Genomic DNA, 19,654 nt, shown 5'->3' with positions numbered 1-19,654 from the left:
GTAGAAAATGATGAAAAATATAGATGATTTAATACTAGCGCATGAATTGTTGTATGTAATTTTTGCCCAGAAAGATGGGGTTATAATAAATAGTTTTGGTAATAGATCTGCATTAAAATACGTTGGAGTTGTAGACCAATATTTTGGTAATGAGGAAAAAATAATTTCTACTAGTGAATTTTTGCAAGGAAAAAAATTACCTCAATCAGTTATGCAAGGGGATCAATGTTGTTTATTAACAGTATTAAATAATTCAATTATTTCAGGTGTATTCTTTTTAGATGATTCAAATGTTCTTTTACGTAAAAAACGTTTAAAAGTAATTCATGATGATATATTGAATTTAGATATTGCTTCGGAAAATCAATAAGATCAGGTCTTGTGTAAAAAAGCTGTTTAAGATATTCAATCCTGATGAGTGTTTAGAAAACTAGACAGTAGTTTGTAAAGTAGGTGAGTTTAATCTGTCTGTTGAAAGTGATAATGCAATTTGGTTAGTTAGTTTAGATAAATGGTATGCTAATAACTTTAATACATGAAACAGAGGGTCAGGTCTTGCATTTTGCCTTTTTGGTTAACTTTATGACTAATATTAAAATTTAGTTAAAATTAGCCTACATCATTTCCTTCAAGTGGCAGGTGCTTTCGTTATGAAAGTATCTGCCATTTTTGTTTTCTTTTTAAGCATCACTACGGCAGTGTTGGTTACTATACCCGACTTTTCGGAAAAATGACCTTCTGCCAATACCAATGGCAGCTGGCCCAGCTGGCCGGGTTACAGGTTGGTGACCACCAAGCGCTTAACTTTGCGTACAACCCGATGGGGCTGGAGCAACAGCGCCTTAATGGGCAGGGGTTCCACCTGCATCACGACTGGGATGACAGAGGACGCCTGCAGGCCCAGCGTCTGGGCAGCAAAACCCTGACGGGTATGCCGGATGCGCTCAGAGAATATCACTATGACAAGCTTGATCGCTTAGTCGGTATTGATGACAGCCACTGGGGCAGTGAGCGGTTTGAGTTGAACCGCAACGGTCAGATAACCAGCCGTACTCATACGCCGCAAAAAGGCAGCCAGCATCAGTTTGTGACCTTGTTTGGTTATGACAGCGAACTGAACTTAAATGAGACGGCCAGCGCTACACACTATACCGATACTGTGGTGCCCATCAGCCAGGCTGCGTTAAACAAAGCCGCCCGTCAGTATGATAACGCGGGGCGTGTGGTTCAGGTCGGGCGTTTTACTTACCATTACGATGAATGTGGCCGTGCGATTCAGAAAATTGAACGTAAAGATGGCTTCCGTCCGCAGGCAACGAACTTCAGTTGGGATGAGTACGACCGGCTAATCCGGATTGAACTGCCCCAATGGTGAACGCTGGCGTTACCGCTACGATGCCTTCGGGCGTCGGGTTGCCAAAGAGTGTGAGCGCGGCGTGCAAGCCAGTCAGCAGGTGCATTATCTGTACGACGGTGCGCAGGTCATCCAGCAAACGCTGAAAACCGCCAATGGCGAGGCGCTGCAAAGTACCGAATACATTTATGAGCCCGGGTCATTCCGGCCGTTGGCACAGGTCAACACTCACCATCAATTGCAGACGGAAAAGCTGCACTATGTGGTGACCGACCACGCAGGCACACCCAGAGAGCTGTGTTCAGAAAATGGTGACATTGTCTGGCGTGGTGAGCAAGGTTTATGGCAAGGTCACCATCAGACATTGCAAAGCAATATCAAGCAGTTATTTGAGGATGCGGCTAACGACCCGGTGCAGTGCGATCTGCGTTATCAAGGTCAGTTAGAAGATAAAGAGTCGGGCCTTTACTATAACTTAAACCGTTACTATGATGCGGACAGCGGCCAATACCTCAGCTCAGACCCTATAGGAATGCTGGGCGGCCTGCGCCCTCAGGCGTATGTGCATAATCCGATGGAGTGGATAGAACCATTAGGATTAAATAGTACATTACTAAATAAAAACATTGGAGGGGTAGTAGGTGATAAGCTATCTGCACACCATGTTATTCCAGTAGAAATATGGAAAAATCATCAAAGTTTTTTTGATGATATTGGTATAGGTTCTCGTAGAGATTCAGTTGAAAACGGAATATTAGTACCTGGTAGTGAAAAAGCGTATAAAGATAGGTTAGGTAAAGGAATGTCAGTGTATCATAGTTCAAGTCATAATAATTACTCTAGTGACGTAGATAGAAGAATAGAGGATATCAGACATGACTATAATTCTGGAATTATTTCAAAATCTGAAACAAGATTAGAGGTAAGGAAATTACAGATGGAGTTAAAAAGAGATATTTGGTCAGGGAATGTATCGAAGAACTGTAAAGGACGATTAAATTAATGAATTACTACTTTTTAATGAATGATAGAAAAAGCTTTAAATTAATAAATCCTAAAGCTGTATTGAATAATGTACCGTCGACTAGTGTTCCAGTAGATGCATCGAGAATTGATGTGTCCTTTGATGTAATGAATAACAGGGTCCTAGATGATCTTTACTGGAACTTTGATAATAATCCAGTTATCGATTTTGATTATCTTAATCATCATGGCCATATTTTTACTTCTGAATTTTATGACAAAATTTCAGATTTCAAGTTTGCCCCTCACGTAAAAAAAGAACCTTCATGTTTGGATGAATGGTAAATTTACGGGTGAAACGCTCATATATTTGGTTTTTAAAAGACCTATTAATAATGACACGGATGAAATAAAAAAACGCTATAGATTTATAGACCTTAATAAAACAGATTGGCAGTATGGGAAGAGAAATCAAATTGTTCCTACAGGAAATGTGGTTTTAAATGAAAACGCGTTTGATTATGACATCTTAGAATTGAGTGAGTTTAGTGTTGTACATAGTCAGATAGTTATTAGTGAAAAAGTGAAGCTTAGTATTGAAAAACATGCTGTTAAAGGAGTTAAACTTATAGGTTTAAATAAGGGCATTAATGAACATTTGGTCGATAACCATATTGAAATATCGCGTTATCTTCCGAAGGCTAAGAAAAAATCCCTTAATAATTTTTTAATACATAAATGTTAAAGCGAGTTATCAGTACAATAAAAAGTAGGATAAATCTTGACTAAATTTAAAATACTGGTTTTTAGATAAATAGAACTCTCTACCGTTACTATGATGCAGACAGCGGCCAGTACCTCAGCTCAGACCCAATAGGAATGCTGGGCGGCCTGCGACCTCAGGCGTATGTGCATAACCCGATGGAATGGGTTGATCCGCTGGGGTTATATTCAGAGTTGAAGCATACGGGCATGGGACATCATCTCATACCACGCTCAGTAGCGAAGAAACTCGCCATAGATGACTTTGCACATAACCAAGCAATCTCTTGGTATCCCAATAATGTATCCGGTAGCGATGAATTGCATAAACGATTGCATTGTTCACTTATCAATGAAGGTGTTCCGTTTCACGGTAGCAAATTTGAAGCTAGTGTAGGGGACTTTTTCCAAAGGGCTAAGAGTGCTTATGATGGAATAGATGAAAAAGGATTTTTAAAAGTTCCTTATACTGACGAAATACTTGCTGATGATGTTACACCCAAAGAAGCACTAGAAATTCTAGAACAACGTATCGTAGGATTGCCTAAACATGAATAAATTTAAAGAAGTACGGCTTTCAGATTATGGTTTTTTTATTCTTTCACCATCTTTAATGAAAGAATATCTCTTTAGTAAAAAAATTAAAGGAAAAAAAATACTTGATAAATTTGAAAATGATAAAAAATTGTATCTCGATTCGATATCTAAAGGAATTTGGCTGCCAATATCTAGTATAGATGCAAAAAAATATATTTTTTGTGCTTCTTTGGATAGTATCCCAGAAAACACTAAATCAGAGTTAGGTAAATTCAACCTTTCCGTAGGTGATGATGATTCAATTTGGATAGGTAGTCTTGGTAGTCTAAATTGCTGGGATTATATTATATTTGAAAATGAAGATAAAGATGTCATCAGCTATAAAGCTGCTCTAACTGGGCAGGTGATAAATAAATTTATAAAATTTGAGATTCCTAAAGGTAAATATAAGGTCACATTAACTAGTGTCGCAGAACACAATGAGTCTGGATATTTCTTATATTTTTCATTAGTTGATGAATTTAAAAATTTAATTGATCCAAGAGATGATATCTATTCATTTAATATAGGATAGCTTAGATGGAAATTGTTAAATTATACTATAATTAATATAAGATTATTTATTGTTATCCCTAAGCCACTGCCTTGGCGGTGGTGATTACTTTAATTTTTGGTAGTTAACCAGTGAGATATATATGGATTGGGATAAGTTTGAAGAAAAATGTTAAAAAATAACATTAAACGTTATAACTAATATTTTATCTGAAAGGAGTAACGAAAATCTTTATGGTATAGTATTACATACTGATAGTAGTACTATGACAGTATGCCTAAGCGCTAATTCTACAGAAGAATTACAAGCTATACTTGACAGTGATAGCGATAAAAGTAAAGAAAATCCGAACTATTACAAATGTGCCATTTCGGAATGGAGTTATGAATCATATGAGGCGGAGTTATTCTCTGAGCTAAGTAAAGAGTTGAGACTTTTTCCAGATAGAGCTCAATTTTCTGAGTTTAAGAGAGATCTTATTGATTCTCTAACAAACGTTTTGAAAAGGGTTAAGGAAGAAGTATTCAAGCGTGACGGTGATATAGTGACTATGTTTGTCTCCATTACAGATGATGATGCGGAGTGCATAGAAAATGTATCATCTAAATTGATAAATATCGATGTCATACATGATTTGTTTTTACAACGATATGAATGGTTTAAATAAAAAGAAACAACAGTGTCAGGTCTTGCATTTTGCTATTTGTTTTTAACGCAATGGTTTATAAGACAATTTTGTATCATAATATCTTAAAATTCCCGCTGAGACTTGCATGAAATAAGTGATGCCGGTACGAAAGGTAAATTAATTGCAAAGGATGTAAATCCATCAGAAGCATGGAAAAATCAATAGATTGGGCAAGTGATAAACATAGTGGGCATGACCATGAATAGAGCGAGCAGATACATATACGAAGCCAGTGATACTTTTTATGAAGCGAAAGTTTCGTTAGATAGTACTTTTAGAGTAAGTGAGCTATTTGATCCAGGTAGACGTTTTAAAAAGCATTTAGCCAATGCGTACTTAATTGATAATGAAGAGTATATATCTTTGGCAAGTGTAAAATGTATTGAATCTTTAAAGGAAGGTATTTTTATTTTTAGTGGTGATGATATTTTTAGATTTAAAAATATTTTTATTTCCGGTTCTGAGCTTGGTCTTGTAAAGGGATGTAAATATCACTATAAAATATATTTGAATACAGATATTCCTATGTGCCTGAGTGGGAAAGACCCTTCACAAGGTAATTATGTTGAAGCCGAAATATACAATATTAACCTTGTTTTTTCTGTTGAAAATAGAAGCAGAGTAGTTAATAAAGGTGATCATCTTATTTATGAGACTTACCATGAGTATGGATTTATGTTGGCTGATATCGATAAATTAAATAATTATTTAAAGAAACACGAATCAGGTAACGATTTAATTAAAGAATTCACGACAACTGAACTAGCAAGCGAACTATTTTCGGAAGGCTTAATAGCCTTGTGTTGGGGACTCACACCATGGCCATACTACATATCATCAGAAGCAAACGAGCAAGCAAGGTTAGGTAAAAATTCTCCCTTCGTTGGATCCTACTTTTTTGATGAGTCAATTAAGGAAGTTAGTGTTATAAAAGGTGAATCATTAACTGATTGGACATCATGTGTTGCGAATAACTGGCCTAAGCTAAAAGTTCCTGGAAGCGGAAATGGTTTGAAAATCTCACTATATAGTGAAGACGAGCTAGCAGTTGAAGAAAGGTTTAGAGCTGGCTTCTCGTCGCCCATATGCACTTTCTATGTTAAAAGAGAAAATGTAGAAACACCTGTACCTTTACTTGAAGTCAATTTGTTTGATTGATAGATGTGGGTCGTTATAAATAAAAAATAATGATCAAATATTAATTGATTATTATGAAGGTTATTGAGTCCCGTTTAGCTAAGTATATTGACACGTAAAACTATTTATCTGCGCAAAGGAGCCATTAGGCTCCTTTGCGCTTTGTTGTTTCTATCACGAACAGGCTCAGCAGAATAACTGAGCCTGTGTGAGTATCGCAATCAACGCTCTGTTGCTAAGCGGGACTGCGCAGTGAATTTGTGCAGGCGAATTGCCGCAGCGAGAACGACGATGGTTGGGACAATCCAACCCGCGTAGTAGCTGTACAGCGGCAGCCACTTGGTCAGAGTTGAGTCCGCTTGTTCAGGCATGCTGCCCAGGATGTGCAATGCATCCAGGCTGCCAAAGATCAGTGCAGTGGCTACGGTCACCAGAACGCCGGATACGGAAATGAAGCGCTTCAGCGGCGCAATCAGCAGCAGTGCGATCGCGATTGGGTGCAGTGCCACAACCGCTGGCAGGGTGATTTTCAGAAGCTGTTCCAGGCCCACGTTAGCCACCAGAGCAGCGATCACCATGCTGACAATCACGCTGTTACGGTAAGAGACTGACGGGAACGTTTTGCTGTAGAACTCACTACCGGCTGTCGTTACACCAATGATGGTGGTCAGACAGGCCAGAACCATGACTGCGCCCAGCAGAACCGTACCGAACACACCAAAGTGCATGGTCGTGAAGGCTGTCAGAATATCGCCGCCGTTGGTGAACGTGGTTGCACCGCCAGCGCTGGTTGCACCGATGTAGGCCAGCGCAATGTAGACTAAGGCCATCGCCACCGCGTACATACCGGCTGCAATCAGGGTGTATTTGGCAATCGCTTTCGGCTGGCTGACGCCCATGCTTTGAATCGCGCGGAAGATAACCCAGCCAAAGCCAATCGAACCCAGAGCATCCATGGTCATGTAACCCTGTGTGATACCTTCAGAGAACGCGTTATTAACGTACGTGCCGGTTGCCGTGCCAATTTCATGGGCAGGGAACAGCAGAGCGACCACAGACATCACAACCAGAATCGCCAGCAGAGCCGGCGTCAGCCATTTGCCCAGCGTGTCAATCAGTTTGCCTGGATAGAGCGAGAACAGAATCGCTGCGATACAGAACAGAACAGAGAACGGGATCAGGGCGCTGTCACCAAAGAACGGGCTGATGCCGAACTGGTAAGCCACGGTAATGGCGCGAGGTACCACGAACGCCGGACCAATTACGATAAATACCAGAATCCAGAAAGTGGTCGCAATCGGGCGTGGCAGTACAGAAGTCAGGTTATCAGAGCCGCCGACCAGCGCGACGATGACCAGAGCAAAGGCAGGTAAACCTACGCCTGCCAGCAAAAAGCCAGCCATGCCCTGAAACAGATGTTCACCGGCCTGATAGCCCAAAAATGGCGGGAAAATAAGGTTGCCCGCGCCTAAATACATGGCGAAGGTCATAAAGCCCAAAGCGGCAATGTTGCGTGCACTTAACATACTCTTCCTCAACATGTCGGATGGGAAGCGGCTGCTGAGTGAGCGTGGAGGCGTCTCTGCCAGCAACTTCGACCGACAGAAAAATAAAATGGCCTGTCAGCTCCGGTGTAATAGACCCAGAGAGAGCAGGAGGAGCCGATCAGACGCAATCGCTTGTTTGCAACGGTGCAACAGACAAATTGTGGTAGCGGCGAATGACATACTCAGTCCTGGCTGACAGTAAGTTCCGGAGAGTTAATCTCTCCTGTGTGGCGCCGTTATAAACGTATACCCTATAACGTGGCAACCCTTTAACCAGTAAATGGTGGATATTTCTAATTATTTGATCTTGGTTGGAATAATTAACTGATTATCGACTAATTAACCAAAACGAACAACTTAACACTTTTGCAATATTATCTACTTTCCATTCACGCCTGTGCGCAGCAAAAGCAACAGATATTGCTAAGCTTGTGTGATTACATCGGGTTTTATTCTCGAAATGATGAAATTAGGTGCATGTTTTATCGTATTGATTGTAGTCTGTTTTTTGGGCAAAAGGACGTTACCATGACAGAAAAGGTATTCTGGACCAATCCCTATTTAGCTGAGCTCACCTCGCATGTGTCGAGGGTGGACGGCAGTGAAGTAGAGCTGTCACACACCATTTTTTATGCAGAATCCGGTGGTCAGGAGAGTGACCAGGGCACCATCGGCGGTATCGATGTGGTTAAGGCAAGTAAATCCGGCACGCGGATTATTTATCAGCTAGCGTCGCTGCCGACCTTTACTGTCGGTGACAAGGTTGTGACCGTAATTGACTGGCCAAGACGTTATGCGTTGATGAAGTTACATTTTGCGGCTGAAGTGGTACTTGAAATCTTCACGCAGCGTTTTGCTGATTTCGATAAAATTGGCGCTCATATTTCAGCCGATAAAAGCCGGATTGATTTTGCCTGTCCGCACAGTATCACGCCATTGCTGTACGACATTCGGGCCGAGGCACAGCAATTGATTGATGCTGATCTGGCTATCGAAAGTCAGTTTTCCGATCCTCTGGTTGAACGTCGGTTTTGGAAAGTCGCGGGATTCGCCCAGGTTCCTTGTGGCGGAACCCATCTGCGCCGTACATCAGAAGTGGGTAGGATTGCCCTTAAACGTAAGAACGTCGGTAAAGGCAAGGAGCGGGTAGAGATCCGATTGGCCGATTGATTTCGACCGAAAAAAACAAAGCCAGCGTGGTTGCGCTGGCTTTGTTTTTGTAGAGATAAGTTTCGTGAGATGAATGTATGGTGAGTTACTCTCGACTTTAGGTCGTGCGATTAGCGAATACGGAAATGTTTGCGAATCGCCAGCAGGGTAATGGCGCTGACACAGCAGGTGAACAGCATATAGTAACTCGGTGCCAGCAGATCGCCGCTCGCACTGATCGACCACACCAACAGGGCCGGAGTAAAGCTGCCAAATACCGTGGTGGCAATGTTGTAGCTCAGCGCCATACCGGTCGCCCGCACCTGAGTCGGGAACATCTCAGACATCAGAGCCGGCAGGCCGCCGAAATACAACGACTTAAGAATGCTGAGCCAGAACAGTACCGTAGCCAGCGCCATCAGAGTAGCATTGCCGGATAGGAACACAAACGCCGGATAGACACTGACAAAGAACAGACCAGTTGCGATCATCATCAGGCGGGTACGGCCAATACGATCCGACAGATTACCGATAAAGGGAGTCAGCACAGTTAATACCGCGTAGCTGATCAGAGTGCCCCCGTAGCCGATTGAACCGCTCAGACCTAAAAACTTGGTCGCATAAGTCGGCATAAAGATGATCGAATAGGTGACGGAAGTCGACAGCATCATCGCGCCAATATTGTAAACAATGCCACGCTTGTGCGTTTTGAAAAGCTCTGCCACCGGCACTTTAACGTGCTCTTTCTCGGTAAATTCACCCGCTTCTTCAATATGGCGACGGATATACAAACCGACCGGGCCAATCAGCAGTCCGAAAAAGAACGGAATACGCCAGCCCCAGTCTTCAAGCTGTTGGGTGGTCAGCAAGGCTGTTAACACCAGACCAAAGCCTGCGCCCAGCAGGCCGCTCACGCCCTGGCTGGCAAACATAAAGCTGGAAATAAACCCTTTCCGCTGCGGGTATTGCTCAACCAGCATCGCCGTTGCACTGCCAAATTCGCCGCCGGCCGAAAAGCCTTGCAGCAGGCGGGCCAGCAAAATACCGCACGGCGCCCAAAGGCCGATGCTATCGTAGGTTGGCATCACGGCAATCAAAAATGTGCCGGCCATCATCAGCCAGATGGTCAGCAGCATGGCTGACTTACGTCCGGCCTTGTCGGCGTAGCTACCAATCACCAGCGCACCAATCGGCCGGATCAGATACGACATCGCAAAAGTAAACATCGCTAGCATCAGCGACAGCGTTGGGTCGTCGGTCGGAAAGAACAGTTTGGAAATGGTCGCGGCAAAAAAGGCGTAAGCAATAAGGTCAAACCATTCCAGCGCATTACCAATCGATGATGCGATGATCAGTTTATACAGTTTTTTATCTGATGGTTGATGCTGCGCATGAGGCGCACCATCAAGTGTGAGTTCGCTGTCTGACACTGAGTCTCCCTGACATTAAATGAATCATTCCGTTTATGGGATAGTAGGGTTCGATAACCTTTTACACAATTATTCATTTTTTAACGCATTGTTGCTTTAATTAGAAAGCTCGCGTCCCGTTTCAGGGCACAATTTACCTGGCTGGCTGGCTGGCTGGCTGGCTGGCTGTCTATCCGTGGCTGGGTGGCCACGGTTTGTTGCTGGTAGAACGCTCTCCGTTACTGAGCGACTGCTATCCGTTACTGCCAGATTGTTGTTGCAACATCCGGGTCAGGAACAGAATAAACTGGGTGACCAGATCTGGTTGCCTCCGGTGTGACATCACCTGGAGCTGAATACTGCGCTGAGCGAGCGAGGGTTCGCGCATCGGTAGCAGCACCAGGCCGTCATGCTGCGCGCGGCGTTTGACCGCCATATCACTGCACAGCGCAATCGCGTGAGGGTTTTCCTTGGTATAGGTGTAAATGGCGCCCATCGCATTGGTGGTCATCGCGGGTACGATTTTGACCCCTTCGATATGACAAGCGAGTTCGAATAGATAATTGAGCGTGGTGCCGGAGTCAGAAAAAGCTAACGGAAAACCAGTCAGATCGTGGACGCTGAGCTGGTTGCGCAGCGCCAGCGGATGACGGGCGGATAATAGGGCGCATACCGGAGAGTGCACCTGTAGCGCGACTTCAACCCCTTGTTCGGGTTGCAGACTGAATGTCAGCGCCGCATCGACTGCTCCTTCTTTGACCAACTGCGAGGCTTTGCCTGAGTCAACTACGCGCAGTGAGAAAATTACCTGCGGATGCTGTTGATGGAACAACGCCGTTACGTAGGGCACAAAGTCCCACGCTAACCCTTCGGGGCAGGCCAGAGTGATGGTTTGTTGCTGAACGCTGTTAAGCCCTTTCATTTCGGTCACGACGTTACTGAGCTCAAGTGCTGAGCGCAGCGAATAAGTATAGAGAATGTCACCGGCCGGTGTCAGTGCCATGCCGCGCGGCTTGCGCTCGAACAGATTGACCTGCAAATGCTCTTCCAGCTGGGTGATCTGGCGGCTGATGGCCGAAACGGCGACATGCAGTTCGTCCGATGCCGCGGAGAGTGAGCCTGTCTTAGCGACAGCGTGAAAGTATTTAAGAGTGATGTCGTGCATGTTTGCTTTCTATTTTTTATAACGTTTAATTGCATTATTAATAATTGTTGCAACGGTAAGCTCATCTTAAGCTAATCCGAGATAAGAAATCGAGTGTTAACATACAGGTAAAGCAGATGAGCAAGACTTCAGGACGCGAGCAGGCGATTCACGCGGCAACACAATCCATTCATAACGGACAGTTCTTTGACACACTGGCGCGTCGCGTGGCGATGCAGACTGAAAGTCAGAACCCGGATGCCGCTGCGCAGTTATCGGCTTATCTGACCGATGAAATGGCGCCGCTGTTTGCCTCACTGGGTTTTGCAACCGAGTTTTATCCTAATCCGGTAGACGGTAAGCCACCGCTGATGATTGCCGAGCGAATGGAAGCTGACGCTTTACCGACTTTACTGCTGTACGGTCACGGCGATGTAACCAATGGTCAGGCTGAGCTTTGGCAGGCGGGTACGCATCCTTGGCAACTGACCCAATCTGGTAACCAGCTGTTTGGCCGCGGCACCGCGGATAACAAAGGCCAGCACACCATTAACCTGATGGCGCTGCAAGCGGTGCTTGACGCACGTGGCGGCAAACTGGGTTACAACGTCAAAATCCTGTTTGAGATGAGCGAAGAAGTGGGTTCCATCGGCCTTGAGCAGTTCTGCCGCGAACAGAAAGATAAACTGGCTGCCGATCTGTTTCTCGCCTCGGATGGCCCGCGCCTTAACGCCAGCACGCCGACCTTGTTTTTAGGCTCGCGTGGCGTGTGTCAGTTTCGTCTGCGTTGTCATACCGGGAACGGTGACCGCCATTCCGGTAACTGGGGCGGCATCATTACCAACTCGGCGATCCGCCTGCAGCATGCGCTGGCGATTCTGGTTTCGGCCAACGGCCGGATCCTGGCTGAGCCACTGAAAGCGCCGCAACCGGAAGGGCTTACCGCCAGCATGATGCAGCAACTGCCGGTCGGCGGTCAGGCGGGCGATCCTGAGCTCAACCCGCACTGGGGCGAAAGCCATTTAACTGATGGTGAGCGCCTGTTTGGTTGTAATACACTGGAAGTGATTGCGCTGGGTGCAGGCAATGTTGCTCAGCCGATTGGTGCGATTCCGCAAACTGCAGAAGCGGTGTGTCATTTACGGATGGTGCCGGGTACGGACTGGCAAAACCTGATCCCGAACCTGAGGGCTTATCTGGCGGCAGCCGGCTTTGAAGATATCGATGTGATCCTGGAAGGCGGTTACAACGCCACCCGACTGGATCCGAACCATCCATGGGTCGGGTTTGCCCGTGAGTCGATGCAGCGTTCACTGCAGCAACCAGTCACCGTTTTACCAAATCTGGGTGGCACCATTCCGAATCACTGTTTTGCTGAAGTGTTGGCATTGCCGACGGTATGGATGCCGCATTCGTATCCATCCTGTAAGCAACATGCTCCGGATGAACACCTGCTGGTGGATGTGGCGGAGCAGGGCCTGGCCGCGGCCGCGGGTCTGTTGTGGGATTTGGGTGAGCAGTGGCCTGTGTGATGGATAACGACCATTCCTGATGACAGCTCCGAGCGACACGGCGGTGTTTATTTGCTGCAGTGAAGAGTACTCTTTGTTATGCACAGTGTTTACTGTGCATATTTTTTTCAATGCTGAAGGAAAGCCATGATGAACATGAAACAGTTCTCGCATCAGGTCGGGCTGTCGCCGCATACCCTGCGGTATTATGAAAAAATCGGTCTGCTGAAAAACATCCGGCGCGACGCAAGCGGACACCGGAGCTACACTGCCAAAGATATCGACTGGATAACCTTTATCATCCGCCTCAAAGAGACCGGCATGCCGCTGGAAGGCATACTCGAGTATGCCAATTATCGTGACCAGGGATCTGCCACGGTCGGCGAGCGTCAGCACCTTCTAGAGCAGCACCGTGCCGCGCTGCAACAGCATATCGAGCAACAGACTCAGCACCTGTTGGCGCTGGAAGCCAAAATTGAATTGTACAAAAACGGAAAAGTGGCTTGACTTAGAGTTCACTCTAACTTGTAAGGTGCCTGTGTCGTTAACCACAGGAGAAGGCCTTAATGGAAACCACACGATTTGAACGCGGACTGCAACAACTGACCAAGATCGACGGAGAAGCCGGGCAAAAGGTGATTGAAAGCCTGCAAGACATTTGCCCGGATCTTGCCCGCTACACCATTGAGTATCCGTTCGGTGATATTTACTCACGCCCGGGACTGGATCTGAAAACACGTGAAATCGCTACCGTGGCTGCGTTAACCGCGATGGGTAACTGCGCGCCGCAATTAAAGGTGCACTTACATGCGGCACTCAATGTCGGGTGCAGTGAAGAGGAGTTGAAAGAGGTGATTATCCAGATGTCAGGTTACGCAGGTTTCCCGGCGGCACTGAACGGGATGTTTGCTTTGAAAGAGGTTTTAAAGGAAGTACATTCCTGAGTCTTAGTGCGAAAGTTTTATCTACAGAAACCTCTTTGGGTGGGATTGTATGTCGCGCCTTGGCATTTTTAGGTTTAATCAGGGCATGACCTGCAAACCGTTTGCTGATTTAGCGAAGTTGATCAAGAAGTGAATGGTTATACACTCTTTTTCATCTGGTATGGCCTGCGGATAAATACGGAATACCAGATACCAGACAACGGACGAGTTGATGTATGAGAGCACGGGCTGACATTAACTGACCGTTGAACCTGAATGAAATAGCCCCAGCTTAGTTTGGGGCTACTCAATACAATCACAGAGTAAAAGCCGCTCAAATCACAAACTGCCTGCTCAACTCGCCGAGAGTCTGCGTTGATACTTGGAGTTTATTGGTCGCATCTTGTTGCTGTTTTGCACTTAATGCCATTTTTTCAGCAGATTGACCTACTTTAGCCATATTCATATGGGCATTTTCAATACTTAAACTTTGCTGGGAAAGGGCGGTTGTGATTTCGTTCATCATCGCCGCAGTCTCACCCATATTAGCGTTATTTTCGGCGACAATGGTATGGATTTTCTCCGCTTGTGCTTGAAGTGCGGCGGAATAGTCTTCGACACTTTGCATACTCTCAGTCGATGACTTAATGTTTTTATCAAGTGCCGTCAGCGTCTTGCCAATTTGTTCGACGCTGGTATTGGTTCTTAGTGACAGGTTCCTCACCTCATCGGCGACCACCGCAAATCCTCTTCCTGCTTCTCCGGCACGCGCAGCTTCAATAGAAGCATTCAGCGCCAAAAGATTGGTTTGTTCTGAAATATCGTTAATCGTTTGCAGAATGCTATGGATGTTACTGATGTCTGCCGCAACCCGGGTAATATTTTGCCCAGTATCGGCAATTTTTTCTGCCAGGTGGGACGCTGCATTGACGGTATCGGATGAAATATCCGACATCTCATGATTCATCTTGGTTGATAGCGTAATATTTTCATTGCACTGATTACTATTAGTGTCGACCTGCGCAACCGCCGTATTTATGGTATCCATCATTTTGGCCATTTGATGCGTGTGCGCGAGATTCTCTTGTATCTCATCACTGATACTGTGGGTCGTAGCAATGAAGTTATGTGTCAGCGATTGCAGATCACTGATAGTTTGTTTGTTGAGTGCGGTAGTCTCTTGAAACTTCTCGATTATCAGGTTGAATTTTCGACAAAAATCATCGTCTGACCGAAGTGTGACTTTTAAGTTGAGGTTATCTTTTTGTACGATTTCTTTTATTTTTTCCTCAACGTAATCAAGGCGTTTGATACTCAGGCTTCGTGTATAGCAGCCGTACATAGATACAGAGGCTTGAAGAGTAGCAAAAAGACAATGCTCAATCACCATCATAAACGGTGCGTCGGGCTCAAAAATATAAACAGGGAAGCCATTATTCTGCAGCCAGAAAAACAGCAAGTGATGAATGGCAGCAGCAATCAGATTATTCAGAACCATTAGCCAGTCATTAAACAAAAGCATCATCCCAAGCAGGATAAACACCTCGAAATGAAGCATGGTCAGGCCAGAGGATTGATCGATATGAAGCGCCACATATCCATACAGCAGGTACGAGATGATATGGCGAAACTTTGGCTTGTTTAACACGCCAATCAGTACGGTTAAGCCAATATTGATTATCAAATCTGTCCATTCAAAGCCAAAACCAACAATGTAAACAAAAGTAAGCAGAAAAAATGGAGCGGTAATGACAAAGGTTTTTTGCTCGAATCTGAGCTCTTTTTTGAGTGAAATGGACATGTGTTACCTCAAATCAGTGTTCATATGCAAAAGGTAGTGTATTTGCTGTAAAGAGTTGAAAGCGTTATATCTCAAAATATAAAGTCCTGATAGTTTTAGTGGGAATTTTACAGGATTATATTCTGTTTGTGTGAGTTGGCTGCAGCAATCGGGGAAAGATTCTTTACTAGACAGAAGATGTCAAAAAGGCGTTACTGGTGCTTGGGAATAGTCTGCTTGGGAATACATGCATTTTTCAGCCAGACCATGGCTGGAAAGCGGTGAGCTTATACAAGTTTTACCCGGTATCGCTATGCAGAAGCTCCCCGCCCACTGAGTTTATGCCCATCATAAACATCCTTCATCACTGGTACGAGCATATCTGGATTTTTGTACAGAATGGATAGAGAGGTTGAGTGAAATAGTACCAGCAAAACGTGCTCCAAGTTCTTAGGGCTTGGTACCAGCCTAGAAATATTTTCAATATGAAATCTTATTAATCGAGTTAAGCCCTGTCGGTATCACTTTATCTCATGCTTGCCCTGTAGACCGATGGGAAGGATACAGCTCATTTATCCTAGAACGGCAAATTCAGGACTCAGGACGAATTTTTAGGTTTTAGGCTCAGGTAACGCCTGTAATCTGCCCGGCGAATACTATCACCTGTGTAAATTCCATCACCCGAGTAACTGCTGCGAGTTATATATCACGCCGCCGCCAGCCACCAGCAATAAGAACCCGGCACATAACCCTTCAATCCAGCGTGAGCTGAAGGCTTGCGTCCACCATTTTGCGCCGATGATATACAGCGACAGAATGGTCAGATCAAACAGCACCCAGATTGCTGACAGCGTCATCACGCTGGTGGAGAAATTGTGTGTCACGGCAATGAACTGTGGAAAAAACGAGACAAAAAACAGGATGTCTTTCGGGTTCGCAATGCCAATCACAAAGCCTTTGACCAAGCCGCTACGGTGAGCGTTTTGCCTGGCCGGATGTGTGGCTGCTGCGTTCCGGGCGCCTGCATTGTCTATCATTGCCAGCAAGTCACTGATGGCGGTATAGCCAATGTACAGCGAGCCGAGAATACCCAGTAAGTACAGGTAAGCGGGAGACAAATGAACCACGCCAGCCAGCATTAATACCGCGGTGGTCAGCAACAGCAGTGACGCGCCATTGGTGCCAAGCATGGTCATAAATGCTTTGCGCTGACCATGACGTGCCGCGGTAGAGGTGATTAAAGCCACTACAGGGCCGGGGCTGAGAATTAAAAGCAACACGGCCAGGCTGTAACTGGCGAGCAAAGAAAGGTTCATCGGGCGTGGTTTCCTGTGACTGAATCGGGCCGGGCGTACTTTTTATGAGCACATCTGTATGAGCAGCACTCACGATTATCAAGTGTGAGTACTAATCGGCTTGGGAATTAATGGGCTGATTATCCTCAATCAGTCCATTGGTGAAAAACGGAAAAATCTGTATATTATTGTGAGTTAAACTCACAATGGATGATTGCAGTGACCTTACCTCCACTGTACGCGCTGCGCGCATTTGAAGCGGCAGCCCGTTTAGGCTCGTTTTCTAAAGCTGCACAACTGCTCAACGTAACGCCAGGCGCGGTCAGCCGCCACGTGCGCACACTGGAAGAGTGGTTTGAATATGAGCTGTTTCAGCGTCACGGCCCGAAAGTCACCATCACACCGGCTGGTAATACGCTGGCAACCCAACTGGCTGAAGGATTCCAGAGCCTGGAAAATGCCTGTTATCACTTTGGTCACAACAATCGCAAGCTGCGCCTGAAAGCGCCGTCTACACTGACCATGAGCTGGCTGCTGGATGTGCTGAGTCGTTTTCGTGCGCAGCACTCTGCGCCGATGATTGAAACTGCCAGTGTGTGGATGGATGTCGACACGGTTGATTTTGTCCGTGAACCTTATGATTGCGCGATTTTGCTCGGTCAGGGCAGTTTTGGCGCCAATACCGAATGTCTGCCGCTGTTCGCTGAATGGTTAATCCCGGTTTGTGCTCCGGATCTACTCACTGCAGCGCAGCAGGATCTGACCCGTTGCGAACTGATTCACCCGACCACGGACCGCCGTGACTGGCGGCGCTGGATTGCCCGTACCGGTCAGGTTAAATCTCTCAATCTCAATCAAGGCAAGGTGTTTGACACACTCGAGCAAGGCAATCTGGCCGCCATCAGTGGTCACGGAATCTCAGTCGGTGATTTGTTACTCAGCCTGAAAGCGATTGAAGCGGGGCTGCTGACATTGCCATTTAGGGAGGCGGTATCTACCGGGGAAAGTTATTATCTGGTGTGGCCGAAAGGCAGCGCTAAACGGCAAAACATCGATCTGCTGTATCAGTGGCTCAAGCTGGCAGTGCCGGGGCCGATGCCAGCTGAGGTTGTTTGTCTGGATTAAAAATGCCAGCGCGAACGCTGGCATTTTTGTATTTGCAGGACTACTGATCAGGCAGTGGCAAACTTATAGGTGCGGTAACCGCCAATCAGGTTGCGCGCTTGGTAACCGTTATTCACCAGTTGGCGGTAAGCCACGTTGCCGCGCAGGCCGACCTGACAATAGATGATGATCTCTTTATCTTTCGGCAATTCGTGCATGCGCTGGCGCAGCTGGTCGACCGGGATATTGACCGCGCCCGGAAGATAGCCGACGTTGCTCAGTTCGCCCGGATTGCGCACATCCAGCAGCAATTGATCTTCCAGTCAGGTTGTCGATTTCATCAAAATGAATCGCTTTGCCGTCACCTTTCATCAGGTTGGTGGCAACAAAGGCGGCCTGGTTGATGACATCTTTTGCGCTGCCGTAAGGTGGCGCGTAGGTCAGTTCCAGATGTTGCAGTTGCTCGACGGTCATCCCGGCGCGCTGGGCGACCGCGAGAATATCAATGCGTTTATCCACGCCATCTTTACCGACCGCCTGAGCGCCGAAAATTTTGCCGTTTTGCGGATCAAACAGCAGCTTGAGTGACACGGTTTCTGCGCCAGGGTAGTAGCTGGCGTGGCTCGCGGTGTGGACATACACTTTTTCATAAGTGATACCGTCACGTTTAAGCTGCTTCTCATTTTTGCCGGTGGAAGCGACCGCCAGGTCGAATACTTTACAAATTGCGGTGCCTTGTGTGCCCTGATAGCTTTCGCTGCGTCCCAACATGTTGTCGGCGGCCATACGGCCCTGACGGTTGGCAGGACCGGCGAGGGGAACCAGAGTCGGTTGGCCGGTCACGAAATCCGTTTCTTCGACTGCATCGCCGACGGCGTAGATACTCGGATCGCTGGTCTGCATCATGGCATTGATTTTGATGCCGCCCAACTGACCGATTTCCAGCCCTGCTAGCTGCGCCAGGCGAGTTTCCGGTTTGACACCGATGGCCATGATTAGAATATCTGTGGTCAGGGTTTCACCATTGCTGAGAGACAATTTCAGCTCACCTTCAAGGTGTTGGTGTTCATCGCTTTCGCCCGCACCAAAGCTGGCGATGTGGTCATTCGGCACGTACTCGACCGCGCTGAGTGCGGTGCCCAGTTTGAGGTCGATGCCTTGGTCACGGATTTCAGCATGGACAAAACCGGCCATCTCACGGTCGACCGGTGTCATCACCTGGTCAGCCATCTCAAGCAGGGTCGTTTTAATGCCCAGTTGCTGGAATGCTTCCATCATCTCCAGGCCGATGAAGCCGCCTCCGACCACGGTCGCGTGCTCTGGTTTGTTCATCTGCAGGGTTTTAATGATGCGATCCATATCCGGAATGTTACGCAGTGAATGGGTCAGCGGGTTATTGATGCCCGGAATTGGGGGGTACTACCGCGGCTGCCCCCGGGCTGAGCAGCAGAAAGTCGTAGCTTTCTGTGTATTCACTGTCATCGAGCAGGTTTTTTACTGTCACTGTTTTGTCCTGGCGGTTGATGGCAATGACTTCATTCATCACCCGCACATCGACATTAAAGCGTGCCAGGAAGCTTTCTGGGGTTTGCAGCAGCAGTTTGCTTCTGTCCTGAATATCGCCGCCGATATGGTAAGGCAAGCCACAGTTGGCGAATGAAACAAACTCGCCGCGTTCAAACATGATGATCTGTGCTTCTTCACTTAAACGGCGCGCACGGGCTGCGGCCGATGCACCGCCCGCGACGCCGCCGATAATCACAATTTTAGTCATCATTTCACTCCAATTTTTAGCCCA

19 protein-coding genes and 1 pseudogene are annotated in these 19,654 nt (G+C 46.4%); 14 read left to right on the top strand and 6 right to left on the bottom strand.

The features are described from left to right. Positions 1–7: 7 nt before the first annotated feature. From KNV97_RS01915 to KNV97_RS01880, 9 genes are all read left to right on the top strand, one after another. Positions 8–370, top strand: a complete 363-nt coding sequence (locus tag KNV97_RS01915) for a hypothetical protein (protein WP_218561980.1) — start codon at positions 8–10, stop codon at positions 368–370. 360 nt (positions 371–730) lie between these two features. After that, positions 731–1,375, top strand: a complete 645-nt coding sequence (locus KNV97_RS21835) for a hypothetical protein (protein WP_256611779.1) — start codon at positions 731–733, stop codon at positions 1,373–1,375. Continuing rightward, a complete protein-coding gene (locus KNV97_RS21830; RefSeq protein ID WP_256611777.1) occupies positions 1,356–2,357 on the top strand; it encodes an RHS repeat-associated core domain-containing protein in 1,002 nt (333 codons plus the stop codon). Before KNV97_RS21835 ends, KNV97_RS21830 begins: the two co-directional genes overlap by 20 nt. After that, positions 2,357–2,662 carry a hypothetical protein gene (locus tag KNV97_RS01905; RefSeq protein WP_218561979.1) on the top strand — a complete coding sequence of 102 codons (306 nt, stop codon included), beginning with the start codon at positions 2,357–2,359 and terminating at the stop codon, positions 2,660–2,662. The genes KNV97_RS21830 and KNV97_RS01905 overlap by 1 nt, the downstream gene beginning before the upstream one ends. Further along, on the top strand, positions 2,652–3,062 hold the full coding sequence (locus tag KNV97_RS01900) for an Imm43 family immunity protein (RefSeq protein ID WP_218561978.1): 411 nt from the start codon (positions 2,652–2,654) through the stop codon (positions 3,060–3,062). Before KNV97_RS01905 ends, KNV97_RS01900 begins: the two co-directional genes overlap by 11 nt. Positions 3,063–3,127: 65 nt before the next feature. Continuing rightward, complete coding sequence (locus KNV97_RS01895) at positions 3,128–3,637, top strand: RHS repeat domain-containing protein (RefSeq protein ID WP_218562113.1); 510 nt, start codon at positions 3,128–3,130, stop codon at positions 3,635–3,637. After that, a complete protein-coding gene (locus KNV97_RS01890) occupies positions 3,630–4,190 on the top strand; it encodes a hypothetical protein (protein WP_218561977.1) in 561 nt (186 codons plus the stop codon). The genes KNV97_RS01895 and KNV97_RS01890 overlap by 8 nt, the downstream gene beginning before the upstream one ends. A gap of 157 nt (positions 4,191–4,347) precedes the next feature. Then, a complete protein-coding gene (locus KNV97_RS01885; protein WP_218562112.1) occupies positions 4,348–4,836 on the top strand; it encodes a DUF4303 domain-containing protein in 489 nt (162 codons plus the stop codon). A gap of 207 nt (positions 4,837–5,043) precedes the next feature. Next, positions 5,044–6,015 carry a hypothetical protein gene (locus KNV97_RS01880; protein ID WP_218561976.1) on the top strand — a complete coding sequence of 324 codons (972 nt, stop codon included), beginning with the start codon at positions 5,044–5,046 and terminating at the stop codon, positions 6,013–6,015. A 200-nt stretch (positions 6,016–6,215) separates the two neighbouring features. Here the strand turns inward: KNV97_RS01880 and brnQ are convergent, their stop codons facing one another. Further along, positions 6,216–7,520 (bottom strand): branched-chain amino acid transport system II carrier protein, encoded by a 1,305-nt coding sequence (gene brnQ / locus KNV97_RS01875; protein ID WP_218561975.1) that lies wholly within the window; start codon positions 7,518–7,520, stop codon positions 6,216–6,218. A gap of 498 nt (positions 7,521–8,018) precedes the next feature. Here brnQ and KNV97_RS01870 point away from each other — a divergent pair, with 498 nt between their 5' ends. Next, entirely contained in the window at positions 8,019–8,711 is a 693-nt protein-coding gene (locus KNV97_RS01870; RefSeq protein ID WP_218561974.1) for an alanine--tRNA ligase-related protein, read from the top strand. A gap of 110 nt (positions 8,712–8,821) precedes the next feature. On the opposite strand, the gene KNV97_RS01865 is transcribed toward KNV97_RS01870, so the two are convergent. Together KNV97_RS01865 and KNV97_RS01860 are read right to left on the bottom strand one after the other, a co-directional pair. Beyond that, positions 8,822–10,120: an MFS transporter gene (locus KNV97_RS01865; RefSeq protein ID WP_218561973.1), complete on the bottom strand. Its 1,299-nt coding sequence runs from the start codon at positions 10,118–10,120 to the stop codon at positions 8,822–8,824. 232 nt (positions 10,121–10,352) lie between these two features. Then, complete coding sequence (locus KNV97_RS01860; RefSeq protein WP_218561972.1) at positions 10,353–11,264, bottom strand: LysR family transcriptional regulator; 912 nt, start codon at positions 11,262–11,264, stop codon at positions 10,353–10,355. 116 nt (positions 11,265–11,380) lie between these two features. Between KNV97_RS01860 and KNV97_RS01855 the strand changes: the two genes are divergently transcribed. The 3 genes from KNV97_RS01855 to KNV97_RS01845 all read left to right on the top strand — a co-directional run bounded on the left by KNV97_RS01855 (position 11,381) and on the right by KNV97_RS01845 (position 13,698). Next, a complete protein-coding gene (locus KNV97_RS01855; RefSeq protein ID WP_218561971.1) occupies positions 11,381–12,775 on the top strand; it encodes a M20 family metallopeptidase in 1,395 nt (464 codons plus the stop codon). Between the two features lie 129 nt (positions 12,776–12,904). Beyond that, positions 12,905–13,261, top strand: coding sequence for a MerR family transcriptional regulator (locus tag KNV97_RS01850; RefSeq protein WP_218562111.1), 357 nt, complete (start codon positions 12,905–12,907; stop codon positions 13,259–13,261). 59 nt (positions 13,262–13,320) lie between these two features. Continuing rightward, the gene (locus tag KNV97_RS01845) at positions 13,321–13,698 is read left to right on the top strand and encodes a carboxymuconolactone decarboxylase family protein (RefSeq protein ID WP_218561970.1); all 378 of its coding nucleotides are present in this window, start codon (positions 13,321–13,323) and stop codon (positions 13,696–13,698) included. Positions 13,699–14,011: 313 nt separating this feature from the next. Here KNV97_RS01845 and KNV97_RS01840 read toward each other — a convergent pair whose 3' ends face one another. Then, positions 14,012–15,478 carry a methyl-accepting chemotaxis protein gene (locus KNV97_RS01840; RefSeq protein ID WP_218561969.1) on the bottom strand — a complete coding sequence of 489 codons (1,467 nt, stop codon included), beginning with the start codon at positions 15,476–15,478 and terminating at the stop codon, positions 14,012–14,014. A 656-nt stretch (positions 15,479–16,134) separates the two neighbouring features. Beyond that, positions 16,135–16,773, bottom strand: coding sequence for a LysE family translocator (locus KNV97_RS01835; RefSeq protein ID WP_218561968.1), 639 nt, complete (start codon positions 16,771–16,773; stop codon positions 16,135–16,137). A gap of 198 nt (positions 16,774–16,971) precedes the next feature. Between KNV97_RS01835 and KNV97_RS01830 the strand changes: the two genes are divergently transcribed. After that, positions 16,972–17,877, top strand: a complete 906-nt coding sequence (locus KNV97_RS01830; protein ID WP_218561967.1) for a LysR substrate-binding domain-containing protein — start codon at positions 16,972–16,974, stop codon at positions 17,875–17,877. Positions 17,878–17,924: 47 nt separating this feature from the next. On the opposite strand, the pseudogene KNV97_RS01825 reads toward KNV97_RS01830, so the two are convergent. After that, positions 17,925–19,630, bottom strand: a pseudogene (locus KNV97_RS01825) (FAD-dependent oxidoreductase). Positions 19,631–19,654 lie beyond the last annotated feature (24 nt).

This window comes from Vibrio ostreae, assembly GCF_019226825.1.
GTDB lineage: Bacteria > Pseudomonadota > Gammaproteobacteria > Enterobacterales > Vibrionaceae > Vibrio > Vibrio ostreae.
This window is presented reverse-complemented; position numbering and strand designations above follow the sequence as displayed.

What these genes read in the sequence shown, in the direction of transcription:
- KNV97_RS01915 (WP_218561980.1), top strand. Translation starts at nt 8, where the DNA reads ATGATGAAAAATATAGATGATTTAATACTAGCGCATGAATTGTTGTAT.
- KNV97_RS21835 (WP_256611779.1), top strand. Translation starts at nt 731, where the DNA reads ATGACCTTCTGCCAATACCAATGGCAGCTGGCCCAGCTGGCCGGGTTA.
- KNV97_RS01905 (WP_218561979.1), top strand. Translation starts at nt 2,357, where the DNA reads ATGAATTACTACTTTTTAATGAATGATAGAAAAAGCTTTAAATTAATA.
- KNV97_RS01900 (WP_218561978.1), top strand. Translation starts at nt 2,652, where the DNA reads ATGAATGGTAAATTTACGGGTGAAACGCTCATATATTTGGTTTTTAAA.
- KNV97_RS01890 (WP_218561977.1), top strand. Translation starts at nt 3,630, where the DNA reads ATGAATAAATTTAAAGAAGTACGGCTTTCAGATTATGGTTTTTTTATT.
- brnQ (WP_218561975.1), bottom strand. Translation starts at nt 7,520, where the DNA reads ATGTTAAGTGCACGCAACATTGCCGCTTTGGGCTTTATGACCTTCGCC.
- KNV97_RS01870 (WP_218561974.1), top strand. Translation starts at nt 8,019, where the DNA reads ATGTTTTATCGTATTGATTGTAGTCTGTTTTTTGGGCAAAAGGACGTT.
- KNV97_RS01860 (WP_218561972.1), bottom strand. Translation starts at nt 11,264, where the DNA reads ATGCACGACATCACTCTTAAATACTTTCACGCTGTCGCTAAGACAGGC.
- KNV97_RS01855 (WP_218561971.1), top strand. Translation starts at nt 11,381, where the DNA reads ATGAGCAAGACTTCAGGACGCGAGCAGGCGATTCACGCGGCAACACAA.
- KNV97_RS01850 (WP_218562111.1), top strand. Translation starts at nt 12,905, where the DNA reads ATGAACATGAAACAGTTCTCGCATCAGGTCGGGCTGTCGCCGCATACC.
- KNV97_RS01845 (WP_218561970.1), top strand. Translation starts at nt 13,321, where the DNA reads ATGGAAACCACACGATTTGAACGCGGACTGCAACAACTGACCAAGATC.
- KNV97_RS01840 (WP_218561969.1), bottom strand. Translation starts at nt 15,478, where the DNA reads ATGTCCATTTCACTCAAAAAAGAGCTCAGATTCGAGCAAAAAACCTTT.
- KNV97_RS01835 (WP_218561968.1), bottom strand. Translation starts at nt 16,773, where the DNA reads ATGAACCTTTCTTTGCTCGCCAGTTACAGCCTGGCCGTGTTGCTTTTA.